This is a genomic window from Streptomyces sp. SLBN-118 (assembly GCF_006715635.1).
GTDB lineage: Bacteria > Actinomycetota > Actinomycetes > Streptomycetales > Streptomycetaceae > Streptomyces.
On sequence record NZ_VFNP01000002.1, the window covers coordinates 593,677 to 611,441 of the forward strand.

17 protein-coding genes and 1 pseudogene are annotated in these 17,765 nt (G+C 70.1%); 7 read left to right on the forward strand and 11 right to left on the reverse strand.

Annotation, left to right across the window (positions count from 1 at the left end):
• Window positions 1-46: 46 nt before the first annotated feature.
• The 3 genes and pseudogenes from FBY35_RS21260 to FBY35_RS21270 all read right to left on the reverse strand — a co-directional run.
• A pseudogene (locus FBY35_RS21260) lies at window positions 47-154 on the reverse strand (lamin tail domain-containing protein); the annotation flags it as partial.
• A gap of 75 nt (window positions 155-229) precedes the next feature.
• Entirely contained in the window at window positions 230-1,792 is a 1,563-nt protein-coding gene (locus FBY35_RS21265) for an adenosine deaminase (RefSeq protein ID WP_260848771.1), read from the reverse strand.
• A gap of 172 nt (window positions 1,793-1,964) precedes the next feature.
• A complete protein-coding gene (locus FBY35_RS21270; protein WP_142215593.1) occupies window positions 1,965-2,582 on the reverse strand; it encodes a hypothetical protein in 618 nt (205 codons plus the stop codon).
• A 226-nt stretch (window positions 2,583-2,808) separates the two neighbouring features.
• Between FBY35_RS21270 and FBY35_RS21275 the strand changes: the two genes are divergently transcribed.
• The 4 genes from FBY35_RS21275 to FBY35_RS21290 all read left to right on the forward strand — a co-directional run bounded on the left by FBY35_RS21275 (window position 2,809) and on the right by FBY35_RS21290 (window position 6,115).
• A complete protein-coding gene (locus FBY35_RS21275) occupies window positions 2,809-3,105 on the forward strand; it encodes a DUF1876 domain-containing protein (RefSeq protein WP_142215594.1) in 297 nt (98 codons plus the stop codon).
• Between the two features lie 539 nt (window positions 3,106-3,644).
• Entirely contained in the window at window positions 3,645-3,944 is a 300-nt protein-coding gene (locus FBY35_RS21280; protein WP_142215595.1) for a hypothetical protein, read from the forward strand.
• Between the two features lie 264 nt (window positions 3,945-4,208).
• Window positions 4,209-5,219, forward strand: a complete 1,011-nt coding sequence (locus FBY35_RS21285) for an SPFH domain-containing protein (protein ID WP_142215596.1) — start codon at window positions 4,209-4,211, stop codon at window positions 5,217-5,219.
• Window positions 5,216-6,115, forward strand: coding sequence for a hypothetical protein (locus FBY35_RS21290; RefSeq protein WP_142215597.1), 900 nt, complete (start codon window positions 5,216-5,218; stop codon window positions 6,113-6,115). Before FBY35_RS21285 ends, FBY35_RS21290 begins: the two co-directional genes overlap by 4 nt.
• Before the next feature lie 60 nt (window positions 6,116-6,175).
• Here FBY35_RS21290 and FBY35_RS21295 read toward each other — a convergent pair whose 3' ends face one another.
• The 6 genes from FBY35_RS21295 to FBY35_RS21320 form a co-directional block, all read right to left on the reverse strand.
• Window positions 6,176-6,958 (reverse strand): uracil-DNA glycosylase, encoded by a 783-nt coding sequence (locus FBY35_RS21295; RefSeq protein ID WP_142215598.1) that lies wholly within the window; start codon window positions 6,956-6,958, stop codon window positions 6,176-6,178.
• A gap of 92 nt (window positions 6,959-7,050) precedes the next feature.
• Window positions 7,051-7,899 (reverse strand): amino acid ABC transporter ATP-binding protein, encoded by an 849-nt coding sequence (locus FBY35_RS21300; RefSeq protein WP_313904697.1) that lies wholly within the window; start codon window positions 7,897-7,899, stop codon window positions 7,051-7,053.
• Between the two features lie 8 nt (window positions 7,900-7,907).
• Window positions 7,908-8,738 carry an amino acid ABC transporter permease gene (locus tag FBY35_RS21305; protein ID WP_186357030.1) on the reverse strand — a complete coding sequence of 277 codons (831 nt, stop codon included), beginning with the start codon at window positions 8,736-8,738 and terminating at the stop codon, window positions 7,908-7,910.
• Complete coding sequence (locus tag FBY35_RS21310; protein WP_142218090.1) at window positions 8,705-9,472, reverse strand: ABC transporter substrate-binding protein; 768 nt, start codon at window positions 9,470-9,472, stop codon at window positions 8,705-8,707. Before FBY35_RS21310 ends, FBY35_RS21305 begins: the two co-directional genes overlap by 34 nt.
• A 248-nt stretch (window positions 9,473-9,720) precedes the next feature.
• Window positions 9,721-10,209 carry a GNAT family N-acetyltransferase gene (locus FBY35_RS21315; protein WP_260848772.1) on the reverse strand — a complete coding sequence of 163 codons (489 nt, stop codon included), beginning with the start codon at window positions 10,207-10,209 and terminating at the stop codon, window positions 9,721-9,723.
• A gap of 104 nt (window positions 10,210-10,313) precedes the next feature.
• On the reverse strand, window positions 10,314-11,039 hold the full coding sequence (locus tag FBY35_RS21320) for a siderophore-interacting protein (RefSeq protein ID WP_142215600.1): 726 nt from the start codon (window positions 11,037-11,039) through the stop codon (window positions 10,314-10,316).
• Between the two features lie 86 nt (window positions 11,040-11,125).
• On the opposite strand from FBY35_RS21320, the gene FBY35_RS21325 reads away from it, so the two are divergent.
• Both FBY35_RS21325 and FBY35_RS37370 read left to right on the forward strand, forming a co-directional pair.
• On the forward strand, window positions 11,126-13,201 hold the full coding sequence (locus tag FBY35_RS21325) for a penicillin acylase family protein (protein ID WP_142215601.1): 2,076 nt from the start codon (window positions 11,126-11,128) through the stop codon (window positions 13,199-13,201).
• Entirely contained in the window at window positions 13,191-13,802 is a 612-nt protein-coding gene (locus tag FBY35_RS37370) for a GNAT family N-acetyltransferase (protein ID WP_142215602.1), read from the forward strand. The genes FBY35_RS21325 and FBY35_RS37370 overlap by 11 nt, the downstream gene beginning before the upstream one ends.
• A 145-nt stretch (window positions 13,803-13,947) precedes the next feature.
• Here FBY35_RS37370 and FBY35_RS21340 read toward each other — a convergent pair whose 3' ends face one another.
• Window positions 13,948-14,319, reverse strand: a complete 372-nt coding sequence (locus tag FBY35_RS21340; RefSeq protein WP_142215603.1) for a DUF4440 domain-containing protein — start codon at window positions 14,317-14,319, stop codon at window positions 13,948-13,950.
• Between the two features lie 242 nt (window positions 14,320-14,561).
• On the opposite strand from FBY35_RS21340, the gene FBY35_RS21345 reads away from it, so the two are divergent.
• The gene (locus FBY35_RS21345) at window positions 14,562-16,004 is read left to right on the forward strand and encodes a PP2C family protein-serine/threonine phosphatase (RefSeq protein ID WP_142215604.1); all 1,443 of its coding nucleotides are present in this window, start codon (window positions 14,562-14,564) and stop codon (window positions 16,002-16,004) included.
• Window positions 16,005-16,087: 83 nt separating this feature from the next.
• Here the strand turns inward: FBY35_RS21345 and FBY35_RS21350 are convergent, their stop codons facing one another.
• On the reverse strand, window positions 16,088-17,581 hold the full coding sequence (locus FBY35_RS21350; RefSeq protein ID WP_142215605.1) for a hypothetical protein: 1,494 nt from the start codon (window positions 17,579-17,581) through the stop codon (window positions 16,088-16,090).
• Window positions 17,582-17,765: the final 184 nt, after the last annotated feature.

Below are 17,765 nucleotides of genomic sequence, written 5' to 3' on the forward strand. Positions count from 1 at the left end.
GCCCACCCCGGGAGGGGTGGGCGCTCGTCACGTTGCGATCAGACACTCAGCACATCTTGTAGTCGACCCTGGTCGAGTTGTAGGAGCAGGTGTCGACCCTGCTGCCCGTGGACGTCTTGAGCGTCGCGGTGTCCTTGTCGTTGTTCCACACGTACCAGGGCGTGCCAATAGGACCAACCGCACAGCCCGGGGCAGGAGTTGAAGGATCCTGAACAAACACCGCAACACCTCAGTTGCGGGCGGCCCCCAGAATGCGTCGTTCGAAGGCCGTGAACGCGGCCTCCTGGCGCCACTCGATCGCCGCCTTCGGACTGGACGCGAGCAACTCCGCACAGGCGGTACCCGGTTCGTGCTCCCCCGGAAGTGCGGCGCGGCACTCGCGGACCGGGCGGTAGCGTCCCGGGCTCTGCCACAGACTGCGGCCCGGCAGGAAGGCGTGGTCGAGCGAGGCGCGGGCCAGATCCTTGAGGTCGCGATAGGAGAGGTCGTACGACTCTGCCGCGCGCCGGTACTCCTCACTGATGGTGATCCGGGAGACCCCCGCGTCATCGGTGGCGAGCACGACCGGAACACCGCTCCGGCGGTAGAGGGGGAACGGGTGCTCCGGTCCAAAGACGCCGAGGATCTGGGCATTGCTGCTGAGCGGAACCTCCACGGCGATACGGCGCTGGGCCATCGTCCGCAGCAGTGCGTCCGCCCCGTCCTCGTGCCGCACATCGACGCCGTGGCCGATGCGCTCGGCCCGCCCGACGTTCACCGCCTCCCGGATGTGGAAGCGCAGCTCTTCGGGCTTGACCAGGCCGGGGGCCAACTCGCCCGCGTGCAGGGTGATGTGCGCGCGGGGGTAGACACGGTGGAGATGGTCCAGCATCCGCATGTGCAGGCGGTAGTCTCGCAAGGACACCTCCCCGTCCTCGGGCTGGACCAGATTCACCGCGGCGAACCGCGGGTCTCGTTCGGCCAGTTCCATGGCCAGCACCATCTGGGTGAAGACCCGCTCGGGGGCCGAGTTCCGCGACACCTGCGAGATGAACCGGAACGGCACGGCGCAGCCGGGGTCCGGCCGCGTGGTGCCGCAATGGGCCACGGCGCGGAACTCTTCGAGTCCGAGGTCGGCTTCGGCCTGTGCCTGCCGTACGACCTGGTCCGTCGCGCCGTCGGCGAGCAGATTGCGGTGCATCCGGGACAGGTCCGCGTCGTAACCCACCTTGTCCGCGAGCACCCTCGCCCCCTGGCTGTTGGGCGTGATCATCAGCTCTTGGTAGAACTGGTTCTGCCGTGCCACCGTATTGGACACCTCGGCCATCAGCCTGCCGGGATGTCGCCACGACGCCTCGCCGAACTTTCCGAACGTGGCGAAGAAGTGGTCGTGCCCGGACTCCGCGCCGGGTGTGAAGTCCTGCATCGACCAGGCGCGCAGCACCATCAACCGGAAGGCGGCATCGGTGCTCAGCTGCGCTGCGGGCCGGCTGTCGGCCGGGCACGGCGGCGCAACGGCTCGCAGGGTGCCGTTCTCGATGCACAGGCCGTCCTCGGCGGCGAGTTCCATCAGCAGTTCGGTCGATGCCGCACCCGAGAGGTGGCTGTGCAGGTCGCCGCCCTTGGGCAGCTGCCGGAAGAAGGAGACCAGTGCCTCCGGCCGGTCGTGGATGCGGTCCAGGTACGCCTCGACGCGGCGCTCGGCGGTTTGCGGCGGGACCGCACCGGCATCGGCTGCGGCGGGCTGAACGGCCAGCGGCGTCAGCGCCAGGGCGAGCACCACCGACCGCCGGCTCCGCCCGGTACTGCGCATTTTGTTGATCATGGAGGCATGGTGGCCGCTCCCCCGCCGAACCACCTCGCCGACAGGCCGGACTCACCTGAAGACGACCACCGCTACGGCTGAATCCCGACCGGGCGGTCACGGCCGTGACTGCTCCGGCATGCTCCGGGACCTTCGGCTCACAGGCTCCGGGACCTTCGTCTCACAGGTCCTGGGTCCGGCCGGACATACCGGGTTCCGCTTCCTCCCACTCCCGCTCCCACTGCGCGTACCTTCGGCGGTCCAGGAAGTAGACGAAACCCTTCCACGACACGTAGCAGGCTCCGCTCACTCCGGCGCCGGTGACAATCGCCGTCAGCCAGCCCGCGAGAACTGCCTCCGAGGAGGTCGTCGGCGGCACCCTGGTCGCGGTGCCGTCCGGCCGCACCCAGATCTGTATCGCGGAGCCGGCGGGGGTGCCCGGGTCGACCCTGACCTTCGCCGTGCGCACGACGCCGTCAAGCTGCTTCCACTGGACCTGTGCCGCCATGGGATCGTCCCCCCGGGCCGCCGCCTTGCGCGTACCCGCGTCGGCGGCCAGACGTGCCTCGACCATGTACGAGGCCGCAGCCTCCTGGACCTTGTGCATCTCGGACTGGTGAACGGCGAGCCCCACCACGGTTGCCACCCCCGGCACCGCGCCGAGGGACAGCACCACCGCGGAGGCGCCGACCCACCGCTGCACGCGGTCCGACCTGCGGCGCAGAGGATTTCCGCGCGGTGTCCCGCGCTCCGGCTCCGAATGCGTGCCCCGCCCCCGGCCGGGCAGATCTGCAGTCATGGCCTGACCTCGCTCACTCGAAGGACCGAGCCGGCGTCCGCTCGCCCGGTGCCCACGGTGACTGATTCGTCCCACCTCCAGCATGAGCCCAGCGGGCCTCGTTCGACAGCCGGTCGGCCCCTGCTTCCAACAGAAATTCACGGCAGGCCCCGGATGGGTGGACCCTGAAGACAGGACATCCGCAGCGGCGGCCCACTGCGGCCGGCTGCCGTCGAGGAGGAAGGCCATGACGACACGGACCCTGGAGTGGAAGGTCAGCCTGTACCTGTTCGAGGAGGACGGGACGACGAAGGCGCGGGTGGTGCTGGACACCGGCACCTCGACGATCACGGGCCACGGGACCGCCCGATGCAGCACCGAGGACCCGGATGTCCCCGAGATCGGCGACGAGCTTGCCGCAGGCAGGGCGTTCAAGGACCTCGCTGCGCAGCTGACGCGGATCGCGGACCGCGATCTGGAGAGCGTGGGCGCCGGTGGCGGTGAGCACCTCGCGCCTCCGTACGCCTGGACAACGGCTCTTTAGGTGAGGAGCCGCATGCCCCCTGGCCATGGAGCAGCCCCTGGTGATTCCATGGAGTGGCCGGGAAGGACCCGCACGAGACGCGGAGGAGCGGCCGGCAGCCGAGCCGCGCACCGCGCAATCAGGATCCGCGAGAAGCGGATAGGGCCCTTCCCGACGTCATGCCCGGTACGGAACGCCCGTGGGGCCTGGTCAGGCGGTGTGCAGGGTCAGTCCGTACCGGCCGAGGATTTCGTTGACCGGCTGGTACCAGGTCTCGCCTCCGCCGCTTCAGTTGCCCCAGCCGCCGGAGGTCACGCCCTGCGTCACCACGACGCGCAGTCGTCGCCTTGGCCCCCTCCGCCGTGGGACGGTGGACCTCTCGGTGGCGGGTCGGAGCCCGACCCTTGCCAGGCCGAACGTGCCCGCAATGAATTGGGCCCCGACACCACCGCGCGCACCCGTGGCGCAAGTGTCAGACTCGAAGAACGGCGTTCCGCAGAGCTGCGCTCGGAGGCAGCCGTGTTCTTTCACCTTCTCCCACCGTCAGTAAGGCATGCGCCATGACCTGGGCATCGTGGACCACCACCGGAATCTACGCGGGACCCGGCGGCGTCCTCACCGAGGAAGTCGGCGTGATCAAAGGAGACGTGACCGTCCACACCACCTGGTCGGCGGACGGCCAGGCTCAGATCGCCGTTCAGTACAGCGGGGCGACGGACTGGTTCACCATGGCCGGAAGCCCGGTGCCCTGCCCGTCCGAACAGGCCAGCCGCACCCTCCACCAGGCCATTGTCGACGCCGTGCGCGAGGGAACCGAGGCCCCCGCCACCGCCGCCCACGGAACGGCTCCGCCACCCTGAACGCATACACCTGGCACCCTTGGCGCGGCCCTGTCACGATGACAGTCCGGCCAAGTCCCAGTCTCAGGACCGAGCCAGGCCATACCGATCCCCCGCCGAGCGCCACTACGCGGCGGGCTCGGACCATGGATCCGGCTGCGGTCGTGAAGCGGCCCCTGAGTTGCCCCTACGCCTCGCCGGTCGAGCCGCCGCCCCACATTTCGTCGCATTGACGATAAGCAGCTTCACCTTATATCGTCGGTACGACGAAAAGGGGAGGTTGTCATGGCCGACATCATCAGGCGCTTCGGCTGGCGTCATCTTCGCTCCGCACCCACCGCCCATGTCCGCCATCACCGTCGGGGCCGCCTCGTCCACGACGAGCCCGGGCTGAGCTTCTGGTACCGCCCGCTCACGGCCGCCCTGTGCGAAGTGCCGGTCGACGACCGGGAACTGGCCATGGCCTTCCACGCCCGTACCTCCGACTTCCAGGACGTCACGGTTCAGGCGACTGTGACGTACCGGATCGGCGATCCGGCCACCGCGGCCGCTCGGCTGGACTTCTCCATCGACCCGGACACCGGCGTCTGGCGCAGCGCCCCGCTGGAGCAGATCTCCACCCTGCTCACCGAGACGGCGCAGCAGCACGCACTCGATGTGCTGGCCCGTACACCGCTGGCCGCGGCGCTGGCCGACGGCGTCGCGTCCGTACGGGGGCGGATCGCCGAGGGACTGGCGGCGGAGCCCCGGCTGGAGGCCACCGGCATCGCGGTGGTCGCCGTGCGCGTCGTCGCACTGCGTCCCGAGCCCGAGGTCGAGCGCGCACTGCGCACTCCGGCGCGGGAGCAGATCCAGCAGGAGGCCGACCGCGCAACGTACGAACGACGGGCCGTCGCGGTCGAGCGGGAGCGCACCATCGCGGAGAACGAGCTCGCCAGCAAGATCGAACTGGCCCGCCGCGAGGAGCAGTTGGTAGAGCAGCGCGGCACCAACGCCCGCCGCGAGGCCGAGGAGAGCGCCGCGGCCGACGGCGTACGGGCCGAGGCAGAGGCCGCCCGCACGATACGGCTGGCCAAGGCCGAGGCCGTGGCGGCACGCGAGGTCGGCGAGGCACGGGCCCAGGCGCAGGCCGCCTGGCTGCGGGTGCACGCCGACGTCGACGCCGCCACACTGCACGCGCTGACCGGCACCCGGCTCGCCGAGAACCTGCCCCGGATCGAAAGCCTCACCGTGTCGCCCGACGTCCTGACCGGCCTGCTGGCCAGGCTCGGCCGCCCCGACGGGGACCGGGGATGAGCCTCGCACCTCGGGCGGTTCTCGTGCACCGGACCACCGAGTACGAGGAGTTGCTCGCCCGCCACGGCACGCACGGCCAGGCCGGGTTCTTCCTCTCCTCGCGGGGCCGCGGCATCGAGGAGGTGGCCGAGCGCCACCACCGTGCGCGGCGCACCCTCGCCCAGGTGGCGGCGGCGGTTCCGCTTCAGTGGCGGCAGGCACGGGTTGAGCGGATGGACCTCGACCGCTTTCTGTTCGCACCCGAAGACGTGGTGGTCGTGGTCGGACAGGACGGGCTGGTCGCCAACGCGGCCAAGTATCTGTCCGGCCAGCCCGTGATCGGGATCGACGCCGATCCGGGCCGCAACCCGGGCGTCCTGGTCCGCCACCGGGCCGGCGACGCGTCCAGACTGCTCACCGCCGCCGCTTCCCCCAGGTGCGCGGCGGACGAGCTCACCATGGTGGAGGCGGTGGCCGACGACACCCAGCGCCTTCTGGCCCTCAACGAGATCTATCTCGGCCCGCGGGGCCACCAGACGGCTCGCTACCGCATCGGGCACAACGACGAGGCGGCACCCGGCGAGGCGCAGGCGTCCTCGGGCGTCCTGGTCGGCACCGGCACGGGTGCGACCGGGTGGCTGCGGTCGCTGTGGCAGGAGCGGGCCAGCACGCTGACACTTCCCGGTCCCGCCGATCCGGGGCTCATCTGGTTCGTACGCGAGGCGTGGCCCTCCCCCACCACCGGCACCTCCTTCGTGGAGGGAACACTTCAACGCGCCGAGCAGCTCAGGCTCGTTGTCGAATCCGACCGGCTGGTCGCCTTCGGCGACGGAATCGAGACCGACGCGCTGGAGGTGACCTGGGGTCAGACTGTCCGGCTCGGTGTCGCGGACACCACGCTGCGTCTGCTGCTCTGACCGCGACGCTCGCGCGGATCCGCGGCTCCCGCAGGGAAACACGCGAGCGGTCCTGTCCTCCTACGGACTCAGGCCCGCGAGGTCGGCGGCGTGCCGGAAGACGTCGACGAGCATGGGCTGGGTCAGCCGCCCCGTGAAGGTGTTCTGCTGGCTCGGGTGGTAACAGCCGAGCAGGTGCAGCTCCCGCCCGGCGCCGGAGCTCGGCAGCATCACCTGGACGCCGTGTCCGAACACGGGGCGGGGCCGCGGCAGTTGCCATCCCGCCTGGTCCAGCACCGGCAACACCGCCTGCCAGCCGAAGGCTCCCAGGACGACCACCGCGCGCAGGGTAGGCCTCAGCAGCTCCAGCTCCCTCGCCAGCCACGGCCGGCAGGTGTCCCGTTCACCGGGCGTGGGCCTGTTCTGCGGCGGAGCGCAATGGACGGGTGCGGCGAGCCGCACGCCGTGCAGTTCCAGGCCGTCGCCACGGTGTGTGGAGGTCGGCTGGGACGCCAGCCCCACGGCATGGAGGGCCTTGAAGAGGAAGTCGCCGGAGGCGTCCCCGGTGAAGATCCGGCCCGTGCGGTTGCCGCCGTGCGCCGCGGGCGCCAGACCGACCACCGCAAGTGCCGCGTCCGGCGGGCCGAAGCCCGGGACCGGCCTGCCCCAGTACTCCCACTCCTGGAACGCCCGGCGCTTGGTGACGGCGATGTCCTCGCGCCAGGCCACGAGCCTCGGGCACGCACGGCACTGAGTGACGACGGCGTCCAGCTCGGCGATTCCGCGGCAGCCCGGGGCGCCGCGCGCGGGAAAGTCGCGGTCGTCGGGCAGGGGCGGCGGACCTGCCGCGTCATGCGTGTCCATGAGGTCACGCTAGTGCGGGCACGGGCACGGGCACGGCACGGGTGCCGGACGGGCGAAACGCGCGGCCCGTCCGAACACCCGGCCCCGCGGGGTCATCCGTGGGACGAGCCCTCATCCGTCTTGCCGACATCGGGCCCCGTGCCCTCCACCGGCGCCTGCGCCGCGGCCGGATCCAGGATGCGCATCAGGAAGTTCTTGGTCCGCTCGTGCTGCGGATCGCCCACGACCTGCTCGGCCGGACCCTGTTCGACGATCACTCCGCCGTCCATGAACACGACCCGGTCGGCGACCTCGCGGGCGAAGCTCATCTCGTGCGTGACGACCATCATCGTCATGCCCTCGGCGGCCAGCAGCCGCATGACCGAGAGCACATCGCCGACCAGTTCGGGGTCGAGCGCCGAGGTCGGCTCGTCGAAGAGCATCACCTCGGGGCCCATCGACAGTGCCCGTGCGATCGCCACCCGCTGCTGCTGCCCGCCCGACAGCTGCGCCGGAAAGGCCTCGGCCTTGTCGGCCAGCCCCACCCGGTCGAGGTTCTCCCTTGCCACGGCCTCGGCCTTCGCTTTGTCCCGGCCCAGCACGCGGCGCTGCGGCAGCGTGAGGTTCTCCGTCACATTCACGTGCGGGAACAGGTTGAACTGCTGAAAGACCATGCCGATACGGCGGCGTACCGCGTCGATGTCCACATCGAGGTCGGTGACTTCCGTGCCACCGACGAAGACCTGGCCCGACGTGGGCTCCTCCAGGAGGTTCACACAGCGCAGCAGCGTCGACTTGCCTGATCCCGAAGGACCGATGACACAGACCACCTCACCCCGGGCGACGTCCAGGTCGATGCCGCGGAGCACCTCGTTGTCCCCGAACGACTTGTGCAGGCCCCGGATCTCGATCTCCGCGCGGCCTTCGCGCATGCTCTCCACCGTCTCCGTCTTCTGTGACATCGGATTGGTCACCTGGCCTTCTCGGCGCCGGCCTCCAGGCGGCGCACCACGATGCTCAGCGGCACGGTCACAAGGAGGTAGCAGAGCCCGGCGACCAGGATGGGGGTGGAGTTGGCGGTCTGGCTGGCCAGGTCCCTGCCGAACTTGGTCAGCTCCCGCTCCTCCAGTGTGACGCCGAGGAACAGCACCAGTGAGGAGTCCTTGAACAGCAGGACGAGCTCGTTCGTCAGCGGTGGGATGACGATACGGAAGGCCTGCGGGATGATCACCGACACCATGGCCCTGGCATGCGAGAAACCCAGCGAACGCGCGGCCTCCATCTGCCCCTTGGGCACCGCCTGGATGCCCGCGCGAATCGTTTCTGCCATATAGGCGGCGGCGACCAGTCCAAGACCGAGGGCGACCTTGCCGTACGTACCGCCGGGAATCTGTGTCCCGGGGAAGGCCAGCGGCACCGCCACGCCCACGAAGATGAAGATCAGCAGGGCGGGCAGGCCCCGGAAGAACTCGATGTAGACCGTGGCGACCCAGCGGTAGGGCGCGACCGACGAGAGCCGCATCAGCGCCACGATCAGGCCGAGCACCAGGCCGAAGGCGAACCCGGAGAGCGTGTAGACCACCGTGTTGCGCAGCGCGGTGGTGATGATGTCCGGGAAGAGCTCCTTGGCCAGGTCCTTCTGCGCGAACTGGTTCTGCAGCCGGTCCCAGTCGGCCAGGAAGCCGATCACCACGATCACCGCGACGAACACGGCGTACTGGATGCCCTGCGACACCCGGCGCCGCTGGCGCCTGGTCAGCCGAGACGTCACGACGCGGCCTGGGGCAGCGGGCCGATCCACTGCTGGTAGAGCTTCTTGTACGTGCCGTCGGCGCGGGCGTCCGTGATCGCCTTGTTGATGGCGTCGAGGAGCTTCTTGTTGCCCTTCTTCACCGAGATGCCGTATTGCTCGCCGGTGTTGATGTTCTCACCGAGGGCGAATTCGGCGGCGTTCTTCTTGTCCTTGAGCCAGCCCTGGACGACGGGGTAGTCGATGACGACGGCGTCGACCTGGCCGGTGCGCAGTCCGTTGAGGACCGCGTCGGAGCTCTCGAAGGCGACCGGGTTGAAGCCCTGGTCCTTGGCATAGCTCTCGCCGGTGGTCTCCGCCTGCGCGCCCAGCTTCTTGTTCTTGGCCTTGATGTCCGCCAGGGACTTCACGCCGCTTTTCTTGGTCGCGAGCAGCGCCTGCGTGGCGTCGAAGTACGGGACGGAGAAGTCCACGTTCTTCTTGCGCTCGGCGGTGATCGTCATGCCCGCGGCGGCCAGGTCGCACTCGCCGGAGTTGAGGAAGGCACCGGTCTTGAAGTTCTCGAACGGCGTGTCCAGGATCTTCTGCTCGACCTTGAGGTTCTTCGCGACCAGGTCGATCAGGGACACGTCGAAGCCGACGACCTTGCCGTTCTGTTCGAACTGGAACGGCGGGTACGGCAGGTGGGTGCAGGTGGTCAGCTGACCCTTGTGGACGACGGGGACGCCGCCCGCCGCCTCACCCGCTCCGTCGCCACCCGAGGAACAACCCACGGCGAGGAACATCCCTGCCGCAACGGCTCCGGCGGTGGCGCGGGCACGTATACCAGTGCGGTGACTGCGGGGTGCGCTGGCCGTCCAGAACACGGGTTGACCTCCATGGGTTTGCGTGGCGGACGACCGCGGGGCGCGACCGTCCGACGGGGATCGTAAGGCACCGGAGGCGTGGGGCGAGGATACTGTCCACGAAGCGTTCCACTATGCGAGACGGCGCGGCGCGGCAGCCTCTGGCGGGCACGGTCGGCCGGAAGGATCTAAGTGACCTGGATGATCAGCTCGGGACGGTCCCACATCACGACGGGCGGATTCGCGGGCACGGTGCCGGTCCGCCGCCCGCCCACGCTGAGGTAGAAGCCTTCGGCGGGCGGGTGCGAGACGACGCGCACGGCAAGGATCCCGGCGTCGCGCGCCTTGCCGATCATGTGCTCGACGAGCAGGCGGCCGACGCCGAGCCCCTGGACGGCGTCGGCGACGAATATCAGGTCCAGCTCCGCGGGTGCGAGGAGGAGGGCGTAGAAGCCGAGCACCCTGTCGTCGGCGCCGAGCGCGACGAAGACCTCGTGGGTCTCGATGTAGTCAGGACCCACCCGGTATCCGGCGATCATCGGGGCGTACGGGCCCTCATAGGCGCGGGAGCCGCGTACGAGCTTGGTGAGCCGCTTGGCGTCGCGGACGGTGGCTCGTCTGATCCGTACAGCCTCCGCGCGGGCCGCGCGGCCGGCACCGGTCATATGCCGACTCATGGAGGGAGTATTGCCCACCCGCCTCCGGGATGGCGCCCGGGCGGGCGCGCAGCAGCAGATCGGGGGTGGTCACCGCGTCAGGGTACTGAGGCGCGCCAGTACCCTCAGGCCGCGCGCCAGTACCCCAAGGCGTTGACGCGGTCCTTGGCCAGGCCAAGGTCCTTGCGTACGTAGGTGGTCAGCGCCCGGGTCGTCGCGGTGTCACAGGCGATCCACACGTACGCGCCCGCCGGGTCGTCGAGCAGGCCGGGCAGTGCCGTCTTCACCTCGTCGACGAGGTGGACGCCCGCGTCCTGGCGCTGGACCCGGTGGAGATCGTGGTGCGCCGGGTCCAGGCGCAGCGGCAGATCCTTGTCCGAGCCGTGCGTCGTCTCGAACCAGATCGTCGCCGGCACTCGCGGCAGCGCGTCGAGAAGCGAGTTGATGGCCGGAAGCGAGGCGGGGTCGCCGATGACGAAGAGCCGGGCCGGCAGCGGGTCGGGGGCTGTGAAGCCGGTGCCCTGGAGGGTGGCTTCGACGGTGTCGCCCGGTTGGGCCTTGCGCGCCCAGTCGCTGGCGCAGCCGTCGTGCAGTGCGAACTCCAGACTGAAGGTCCCGGCGGCGGGGTCCGCGTCGACCAGGGTGTAGGCGCGCTGATGAGGCTTGCCGCCGTTGTCGAACCAGATACGGACCCACATCGTGGGGTGAACGCCGGTCAGCGCGAGCATGCCGCCGTCGGCGAAGTGCACTCTGCGGAAGTGGTCGGTGACCTCCTCGGAGCCGGTCACGGTGAACTCGAAGTCCTTTCCGCGCATCAGTTTGAGGACGACGCCCTCCCAGCCATGCCCCACCGCGGTCTCCTCCTCTGGGCCCGGGATTGTCACCCGAACAACCATGCCTTAAGTTAGGCCAGCCTAACCTAAAGAGTCGGGGAACAGTGAGCACAAGGATCTACCGGGACGCCTGGGGAATCCCGCATCTGCGGGCCGACAGCGCGGACGAACTCGCCTTTGTTCAGGGGCGCAATGCCGCTCTGGACCGGGCGTGGCAGATCGAGGTCGACCGGCACCGGTCACAGGGAACCACGGCAGCGTTCCTGGGCCCGGACGCCGTCGCCTGGGACCTCTTCGCCCGCCGGGCCCGGCTCGACGACACCGCCCGGCGCTGCTTCGGCAGGCTCGACGAGGACACCGCTTCGTGGATCACGCGGCACGTCGACGGGGTCAATGCCGGTCTCGGTGAAGGCGCCCGCCGTGCCCCGCAGTTCGCGGCCACAGGACTGGCCCCCGGACGCTGGCGGCCCTGGACGCCGCTGGGGATCTGGCTCGCCGCCCACATTCTCTTCGCGGGCTTCCCCACCAAGCTGTGGCGCGAGGAGGTCGCCCGCGCGCTCGGCGACGAGGCGATCGAGCTGTTCGCCACCGACGGGAACGGCACATCGGGAAGCAATGGCTGGCTCGTCACCGGCGAGCACACGGCCGGAGGAGCACCGTTGATCGCGGGCGACCCGCACCGGTTCATCGAGGACCCGGGGATCTATCAGCAGATCCGTCTGGCCTGCCCGGAGTTCGACGTGGTGGGACTGGCCGTGCCCGGCGTCCCCGGCATCGCGCACTTCGGGCACACCGGGAGCGTGGCGTGGGCGATCACCAATGCCATGGCCGACTACCAGGACCTCTACCGGGAGCGGCTGCGAAGGCGCGGCGGCGACGTGGAGGCGCTCGGCCCCGACGGCTGGCGTCCTGCCTCCGCGCACCGGGAGACCGTCGAAGTGGCGGGCGGTGACCCGCTCGCGATCGAGGTGATCGAGACCGCGCGCGGGCCGGTCGTGATCGGCGGCCCGGACGAGGATGTGGCGATCAGCCTGCGCGTTCCCCCTCGGGTGAGCCGCGACCTCGGCTTCGGCGCGCTCCCGGCGCTGCTGCGGGCGCGAACGGTCGCCGATGTCGACCGGGCTTTCGATCATTGGTCGGAGCCCGTCAATGTGGTGCAGGCGGCGGACACCGCGGGTGGACTGCTGCACCGAGTCGCCGGCGAGGTGCCCGTGCGGCACCGGGACAACCGGCTGCGCGTCGTACCCGCCTGGGATGCCGCGTACGCGTGGACCGGCCGGAGCGCACCGCTGCCCCGCGAGGCCGTGCACGACGTCGCGGTGATGGCGAACCAGCGCGGCCTGGCCGCGCCGCTCGGAGTCGAATTCGCGCCCCCGCACCGAGCCGAACGCATACGGGCGCTGCTCGACCAGTCGGACAACTGGTCCGCCAAGGGCATCGCCACCGTCCATATGGACACTCGACTCCCTTCCGCCAAGCCCCTGTTGGAGCTGATCGCGACACTCGGCGGGCTGAGCGCCGACGCCGTGGCGCTGCGGGACCAGTTGCTGGGCTGGGACCTGCGGATGGACGCGGACAGCACGGACGCGACGGCGTACGCGGAGGTGCGCTCCGCTCTGGTGCGGCGCATCGCGGAGCACCCGGCCCTGAAAGAACTGGCCGCACGGGTCGAGTCCGCGCCGTATCCGCACATCTTCCGGCCCTGGCTGGCGCTCGTCCCCCGGGTCGCCTTCGCGCTGGAGGGGCTGCTGACGACCGCTGCGCTGCCCGGCCTGAACCGCTCGGATGTCGTACGCGCCGCGCTGGAGGAGGTCGCGGGCGCGGACCGTACGCCCGTGCCCTGGGGCGAGCGGCACCGGCTCGCACCCTGGCAGGCGCTGCCCGACGCGGAGGCGGGCGCCGAGTCCGAGGCGTGGCCGGGGCTGGCCGGGGACCACGACTGCGTGCTGTCCACGTCGAGCGTGCCGGGCGTCACCCACCACAGCATGCGAGGACCGGCGGCACGCTATGTGTGGGATCTGGGGCGCCGCGACGACAGCCTCTGGGTGGTCCCGTTCGGAGCATCCGGAGTGCCCGGCGACGCCCACCACCGCGACCAGCTGCCGCTGTGGCTGCGCGGCGAACTCGCCCCCGTCGTCACCGACTGGAACCGACTGACCGAGGAGAGCCGTGACATCTGAATCCACCGCGCAGGACCCCGCCCATGCGGACGGCGTCCGGCCCCGCGAGGCCGTGTTCGAGCAGGTCGTCGAGGGCTTCGGGACCGTACGCGTCGTGCCGGTGGATCCCGCCGCCGATGCCGGTCTGATCCACAGCTGGGTCACCGAGGAACGCGCCCGCTACTGGGGCATGACCGACCACAGCCGCGAGCAGGTGCTGGAGACATACGAGTATCTCGACTCGCTCACAACCCACCACGCCTTTCTCGTCCACAGGGACGGCGAGCCGGTCGCCCTTTTCCAGTCGTACGAGCCGGACGCCGACCCCGTGGGTGAGTGCTACGACGTGCAGCCCGGCGACTTCGGCATCCACCTCCTGATCGGCCCGGCGAACGGCGCCACGGAGCGAGGCTTCACCGGCAATCTGCTCGCCGCGTTCACCGCCTACGTCCTCGCAGACCCGGCACACCGGCGGATCGTCGTCGAGCCGGACGCGCGCAACACGAAGGCCATCGAGCGCATGGTCCGGGCCGGTTTTGTGCTCGGACCCGAGATCGACAAGCCGGAGAAGCGGGCCCGGCTCGCCTTTCTCAGCCGCGACGCGACAAGGATTCCCGGCTGAACGTCCAGGCTGCGGGCCGCCTCGCTGGAGCGCCGGATCGGCCGGCCCGTCGAGCAGTGGAGCGTCGAGCCCAAGCTGGACGGCCTGGCGATCGCCGCCCGCTACGAGCAGGGGCGGCTCGTCCGGCTCATCACCCGGCGGCCCGCTACTCCGAGCCGATCGGCGTCCCCTGGTGGAAATACAGCCGCCAGCCCTCAGGGTTCCTGCGCCACAGGGAGCTGCGGCGGGCCCGGCGACCGCTCTCGTCGGACACATACGTCACCTGAACGAGCCCGGGAGCCAGCAGCCGGCCATGAAGGTCACTGACAGCGACGGGGTTCACCGGTTCGCCCGGAACGGGTGTGGTCGTGCTCAGAATGGTCGTACGGTCCCAGCGCTGCCCCGATGCCCCGAATTCGAAGAACTCCGGATCGAGCAGCTCCAGGACGTCGTCCGGCGAAGCCCGCACCATCGGATCGAGCAGGTGGAGTTCCCCCTCGACCGCCGCGTCGACCGATTGTTCCGCCTCGTCGTACATGGCGCGAGCCTTGTCCGGTCAGCGGTGTCCGTCAAGCGGAAACAGGGGGTGGCGGGCAGTGTCCCCTCGAAGGCGTACACAACGCCCTCGCCGACTCGCCCGGGCGGCCATGGGCATATGGCAGAGGCACCACCGTATCGAGTGTTGCCAAATCCCTTACGGGCCATCGCTCCCTGTGCAACAGTCGTAACCGGTCCATTTGTTGAGACCTGACTGTGGCCGCGCCTGTATCGGAGTACGACATGCCGTCTCATGTGTTCGCGGACCGTCCCGCCCCGCAGCCGCCCGAGCGCGGCACCGTCGACGCCCTCATCACTCGGACGCGCCGGCTGCGTGGCGACGTGGACGCCGTCCGCCGGGACGCCGTGACGGACGAGGACGACCCTCAGGGGCGCTGGCAGCGGGCACTGTGTGACCTGGCCGTTCACCATCTCGACGATCTCAGCGCGCACCTCGGGCAGCTCAAGGAAGGCCTGCCGCAGGAACCACGCGACGCCTTCGAGGACGAGTTCGCCGAGTACGAGGCGGACCACGCCCAGAGCACCGGATCGCTCCTGAGCCGGGTCGGCAGCGCAGAATGGAATCTTCTCACCGACGAGGTGAGCTGGTCCGACGAGCTGTACCAGATCCTCGGGCGCTCTCCGGGCAGCGGCCCCATGACCCTGGACGAGCTGCCGTCCATTGTGTTCGCGGAGGACCAGGGACTGCTCACCGCGCTGGTGACGGACTGTCTGGTGGACGGTCGGCCCATCGACGGAGAGTTCCGCATGGTGCGCACCGACGGCCGGGTCCGCACCGTCCATATGATGGGCGAGCCCGTGCTCGACGCCGACGGATCGACCGCCGCCATGTGGGCGGTGCTGCGGGACGTCAGCGAGCTGCGCCGCAGCCAGCGCGCGGTCCGTGAGACCCGCGATTCACTGCAGCGCCGGCAGCACTTCGCGCAGACGGAGCACCGGCTCGCGGTCGAGCTCCAGGAGGCCGTGCTTCCGCCCTGGCGGGGATCCTTGCAGTTCCCGCTCGACGGCGAGGGGCCCACCGCGCTCGATGTCGCGGCGCGCTATCTGCCGTCCGCCAACAGCGCGTTGATCGGCGGCGACTGGTACGACGCGCTCCAACTGCCCGGTGGCGAGTCACTGTTGAGCGTCGGCGACCTGACCGGCCACGGCGTGAGTGCGACATCGGCGATGGCGATGCTGCTGGGCGCGCTGCGGGGAATGGCCGTTGCGGGGATCAGGCCCGGACAGCTCATGGCCCATCTCAACCAGCTTCTGGAGACCTCGGTGCAGCCCGCCCTGGGCAGTGCGGTGTGCTGCCGCTACGACCCGGCGAGCCAGACCCTGTCCTGGGCGCAGGCGGGGCACCCCGCCCCGCTGCTGTTCCGCAACGGGACGGGGCGAGCCCTGACGCCGCCCGACGGGGTGCTCCTCGGCGCGAGGTCCGGTGCCGAGTACGAGCAGGCCGAAGTGCGGCTGCTCCCCGGCGATCTGCTCGTCCTGCACACCGACTGCCTGACACGCAGGAACGCCGCCGAGGAGGGCGAAACGGACCGGCTGCTCGCGCTGGCACCGCGGTTCGCCGGGGCCCGCGACGCTCAGGAGTGCGTGCGGACGGTCGTCGAGACATTCGGTGAGGACGGCCGTGAGCACGACGCCTGCGTGATGGTCGCGAGGATCGGCGCGTAGCAGGCCCGGCGTTTGCAGGCCCGCATGGTGGATTGTTGGGTCGCAGTGGGTCGGTCCCGGAGCGCGTACCGCGCTGGACTGGACTAGATTTCCGCGCTTCTCGGCTTCTTCGAGGGGCTGTTGGGCAGGGCGAGCTGGATCTCCTCGCGCAGATCCTGGATCTTCGGATAGCCGGAGTAGTGTCCGGTCAGCCGGTACATCTCCCGCAGCCTGTCCCACGTCCGGTGCGAGGAGGTCTCCCCCATCGAGACGAGTGCCAGCCTGGCGTAGCGATCGGCCTGTTCGGGGTCGTCGGCGATGAAGCACGCCGAGGCCAGTGAGATGTAGTCGAAGATTTTCGAGCGCTGACGGCCGCCCTCTCGCAGCTCCAGCGCCAGTTTGGCGTGGTTCTGCGCGGTGGCCGCGGCGGACGAGTCGTGTTCGGCGAGGGTGCGGTAGGCCAGTGCCTGCATGCCGTGCAGATCCGCCTCGTCGAACATCTGCATCCAGCTCGGCGGCGGCACATCGCCCTTGTCGGAGACGAAGAGGTCCTCCGCCTCACCGAGGGTGCGGCGCATGGCCTGACCGCGGCCCATGGACGCCTGCGCCCAGGCCTCGATGGTGTGCAGCATCGCCTGGGTGCGCGGCAGGGTCTGTTCACCCGAGCCGGACTTGGCGAGCTTCATCAGGTCCAGGGCGTCGTCCGGACGGCCCAGATGGACCATCTGCCGGGCGGCTCTGGAGAGCGCTTCGCCGGCGCGCGGGCGGTCGCCGCCCTCGCGTGCCGCGTGGGCGGCGATGACGAAGTACTTCTGGGCGGTGGGTTCGAGGCCGACGTCGTGCGACATCCAGCCGGCGAGTACGGCGAGGTTGGCCGCGACGCCCCACAGGCGCCGCTGGAGATGATCGGGGTGGCGGTAGGCGAGCATGCCGCCCACTTCGTTGAGCTGCCCCACAACGGCCTTGCGCTGGAGCCCGCCGCCGCGGGCGGCGTCCCAGGCGCGGAACACTTCGACGGAACGCTCGAGTGCGTCGATCTCCTGCGACCCGATGGGGGCGGCCTCATAGCGGTCGAACCCAGCGGGGTCGGCGTGCAGGGGATGGCCGGAACGGGGAGCGTCCTGAACGAGTGCGGGGTCGGTGTGCAGCCAGTCGTGCATGGCGCTGCTGAGTGCTGAGCCTGCGGCGAGCGCGGCGCCCGCACCCACCAAGCCGCGTCGGTTGAGCATGAGGTCCATTCCCGTGAATTCGGTGAGGACCGCCGCCGTCCGTTCGGGCGCCCACGGAAGGCCGTCAGGGTTGCCTGCTCCCTGGACGTCCCGACGTTTACCCGCTCGCCCGACTCGTACGAACCCGAGGTCCTCGATGGTCACGACACGACCGAGTCGCTCGGTGAACAAAGCTGCCAGCACCCGTGGCACGGGATCGCGCGGGGTCTCCCCCATGTCGATCCAACGCCGTACCCGTGAGGTGTCGGTCGCCAGCTGGGGGTGGCCCATGGCCGCCGCCTGCCGGTTCACGAGTCTCGCGAGTTCGCCCTTGGACCAGCCGGCCAGGCCGAACAGGTCGCAGAGGCGGGTGTTGGGTTCTCCGGTCACGTCAAGCCCCCAGGTTCTCGGCTGAGTTGACACTAACCCTCTGTCATAGGGCTGGCGACTATTCGCCAGGGTTCGCCAGGGTGCGCCAGATGGTGTGCCACCCGCGACGGGGTGTGACGTAGGAACGCGCTACCCCGGCCCGGCAGCCGGAGGCATTCCCCAGGGTGTTGCCCGGCTGCCGGGG

What these genes read in the sequence shown, in the direction of transcription:
- FBY35_RS21340 (WP_142215603.1), bottom strand. Translation starts at nt 14,319, where the DNA reads ATGTACGACGAGGCGGAACAATCGGTCGACGCGGCGGTCGAGGGGGAA.
- FBY35_RS21280 (WP_142215595.1), top strand. Translation starts at nt 3,645, where the DNA reads ATGACCTGGGCATCGTGGACCACCACCGGAATCTACGCGGGACCCGGC.
- FBY35_RS21290 (WP_142215597.1), top strand. Translation starts at nt 5,216, where the DNA reads ATGAGCCTCGCACCTCGGGCGGTTCTCGTGCACCGGACCACCGAGTAC.
- FBY35_RS21300 (WP_313904697.1), bottom strand. Translation starts at nt 7,899, where the DNA reads ATGTCACAGAAGACGGAGACGGTGGAGAGCATGCGCGAAGGCCGCGCG.
- FBY35_RS21295 (WP_142215598.1), bottom strand. Translation starts at nt 6,958, where the DNA reads ATGGACACGCATGACGCGGCAGGTCCGCCGCCCCTGCCCGACGACCGC.
- FBY35_RS21310 (WP_142218090.1), bottom strand. Translation starts at nt 9,472, where the DNA reads ATGTTCCTCGCCGTGGGTTGTTCCTCGGGTGGCGACGGAGCGGGTGAG.
- FBY35_RS21270 (WP_142215593.1), bottom strand. Translation starts at nt 2,582, where the DNA reads ATGACTGCAGATCTGCCCGGCCGGGGGCGGGGCACGCATTCGGAGCCG.
- FBY35_RS21285 (WP_142215596.1), top strand. Translation starts at nt 4,209, where the DNA reads ATGGCCGACATCATCAGGCGCTTCGGCTGGCGTCATCTTCGCTCCGCA.
- FBY35_RS21275 (WP_142215594.1), top strand. Translation starts at nt 2,809, where the DNA reads ATGACGACACGGACCCTGGAGTGGAAGGTCAGCCTGTACCTGTTCGAG.
- FBY35_RS21265 (WP_260848771.1), bottom strand. Translation starts at nt 1,792, where the DNA reads ATGCGCAGTACCGGGCGGAGCCGGCGGTCGGTGGTGCTCGCCCTGGCG.
- FBY35_RS21345 (WP_142215604.1), top strand. Translation starts at nt 14,562, where the DNA reads ATGCCGTCTCATGTGTTCGCGGACCGTCCCGCCCCGCAGCCGCCCGAG.
- FBY35_RS21315 (WP_260848772.1), bottom strand. Translation starts at nt 10,209, where the DNA reads ATGAGTCGGCATATGACCGGTGCCGGCCGCGCGGCCCGCGCGGAGGCT.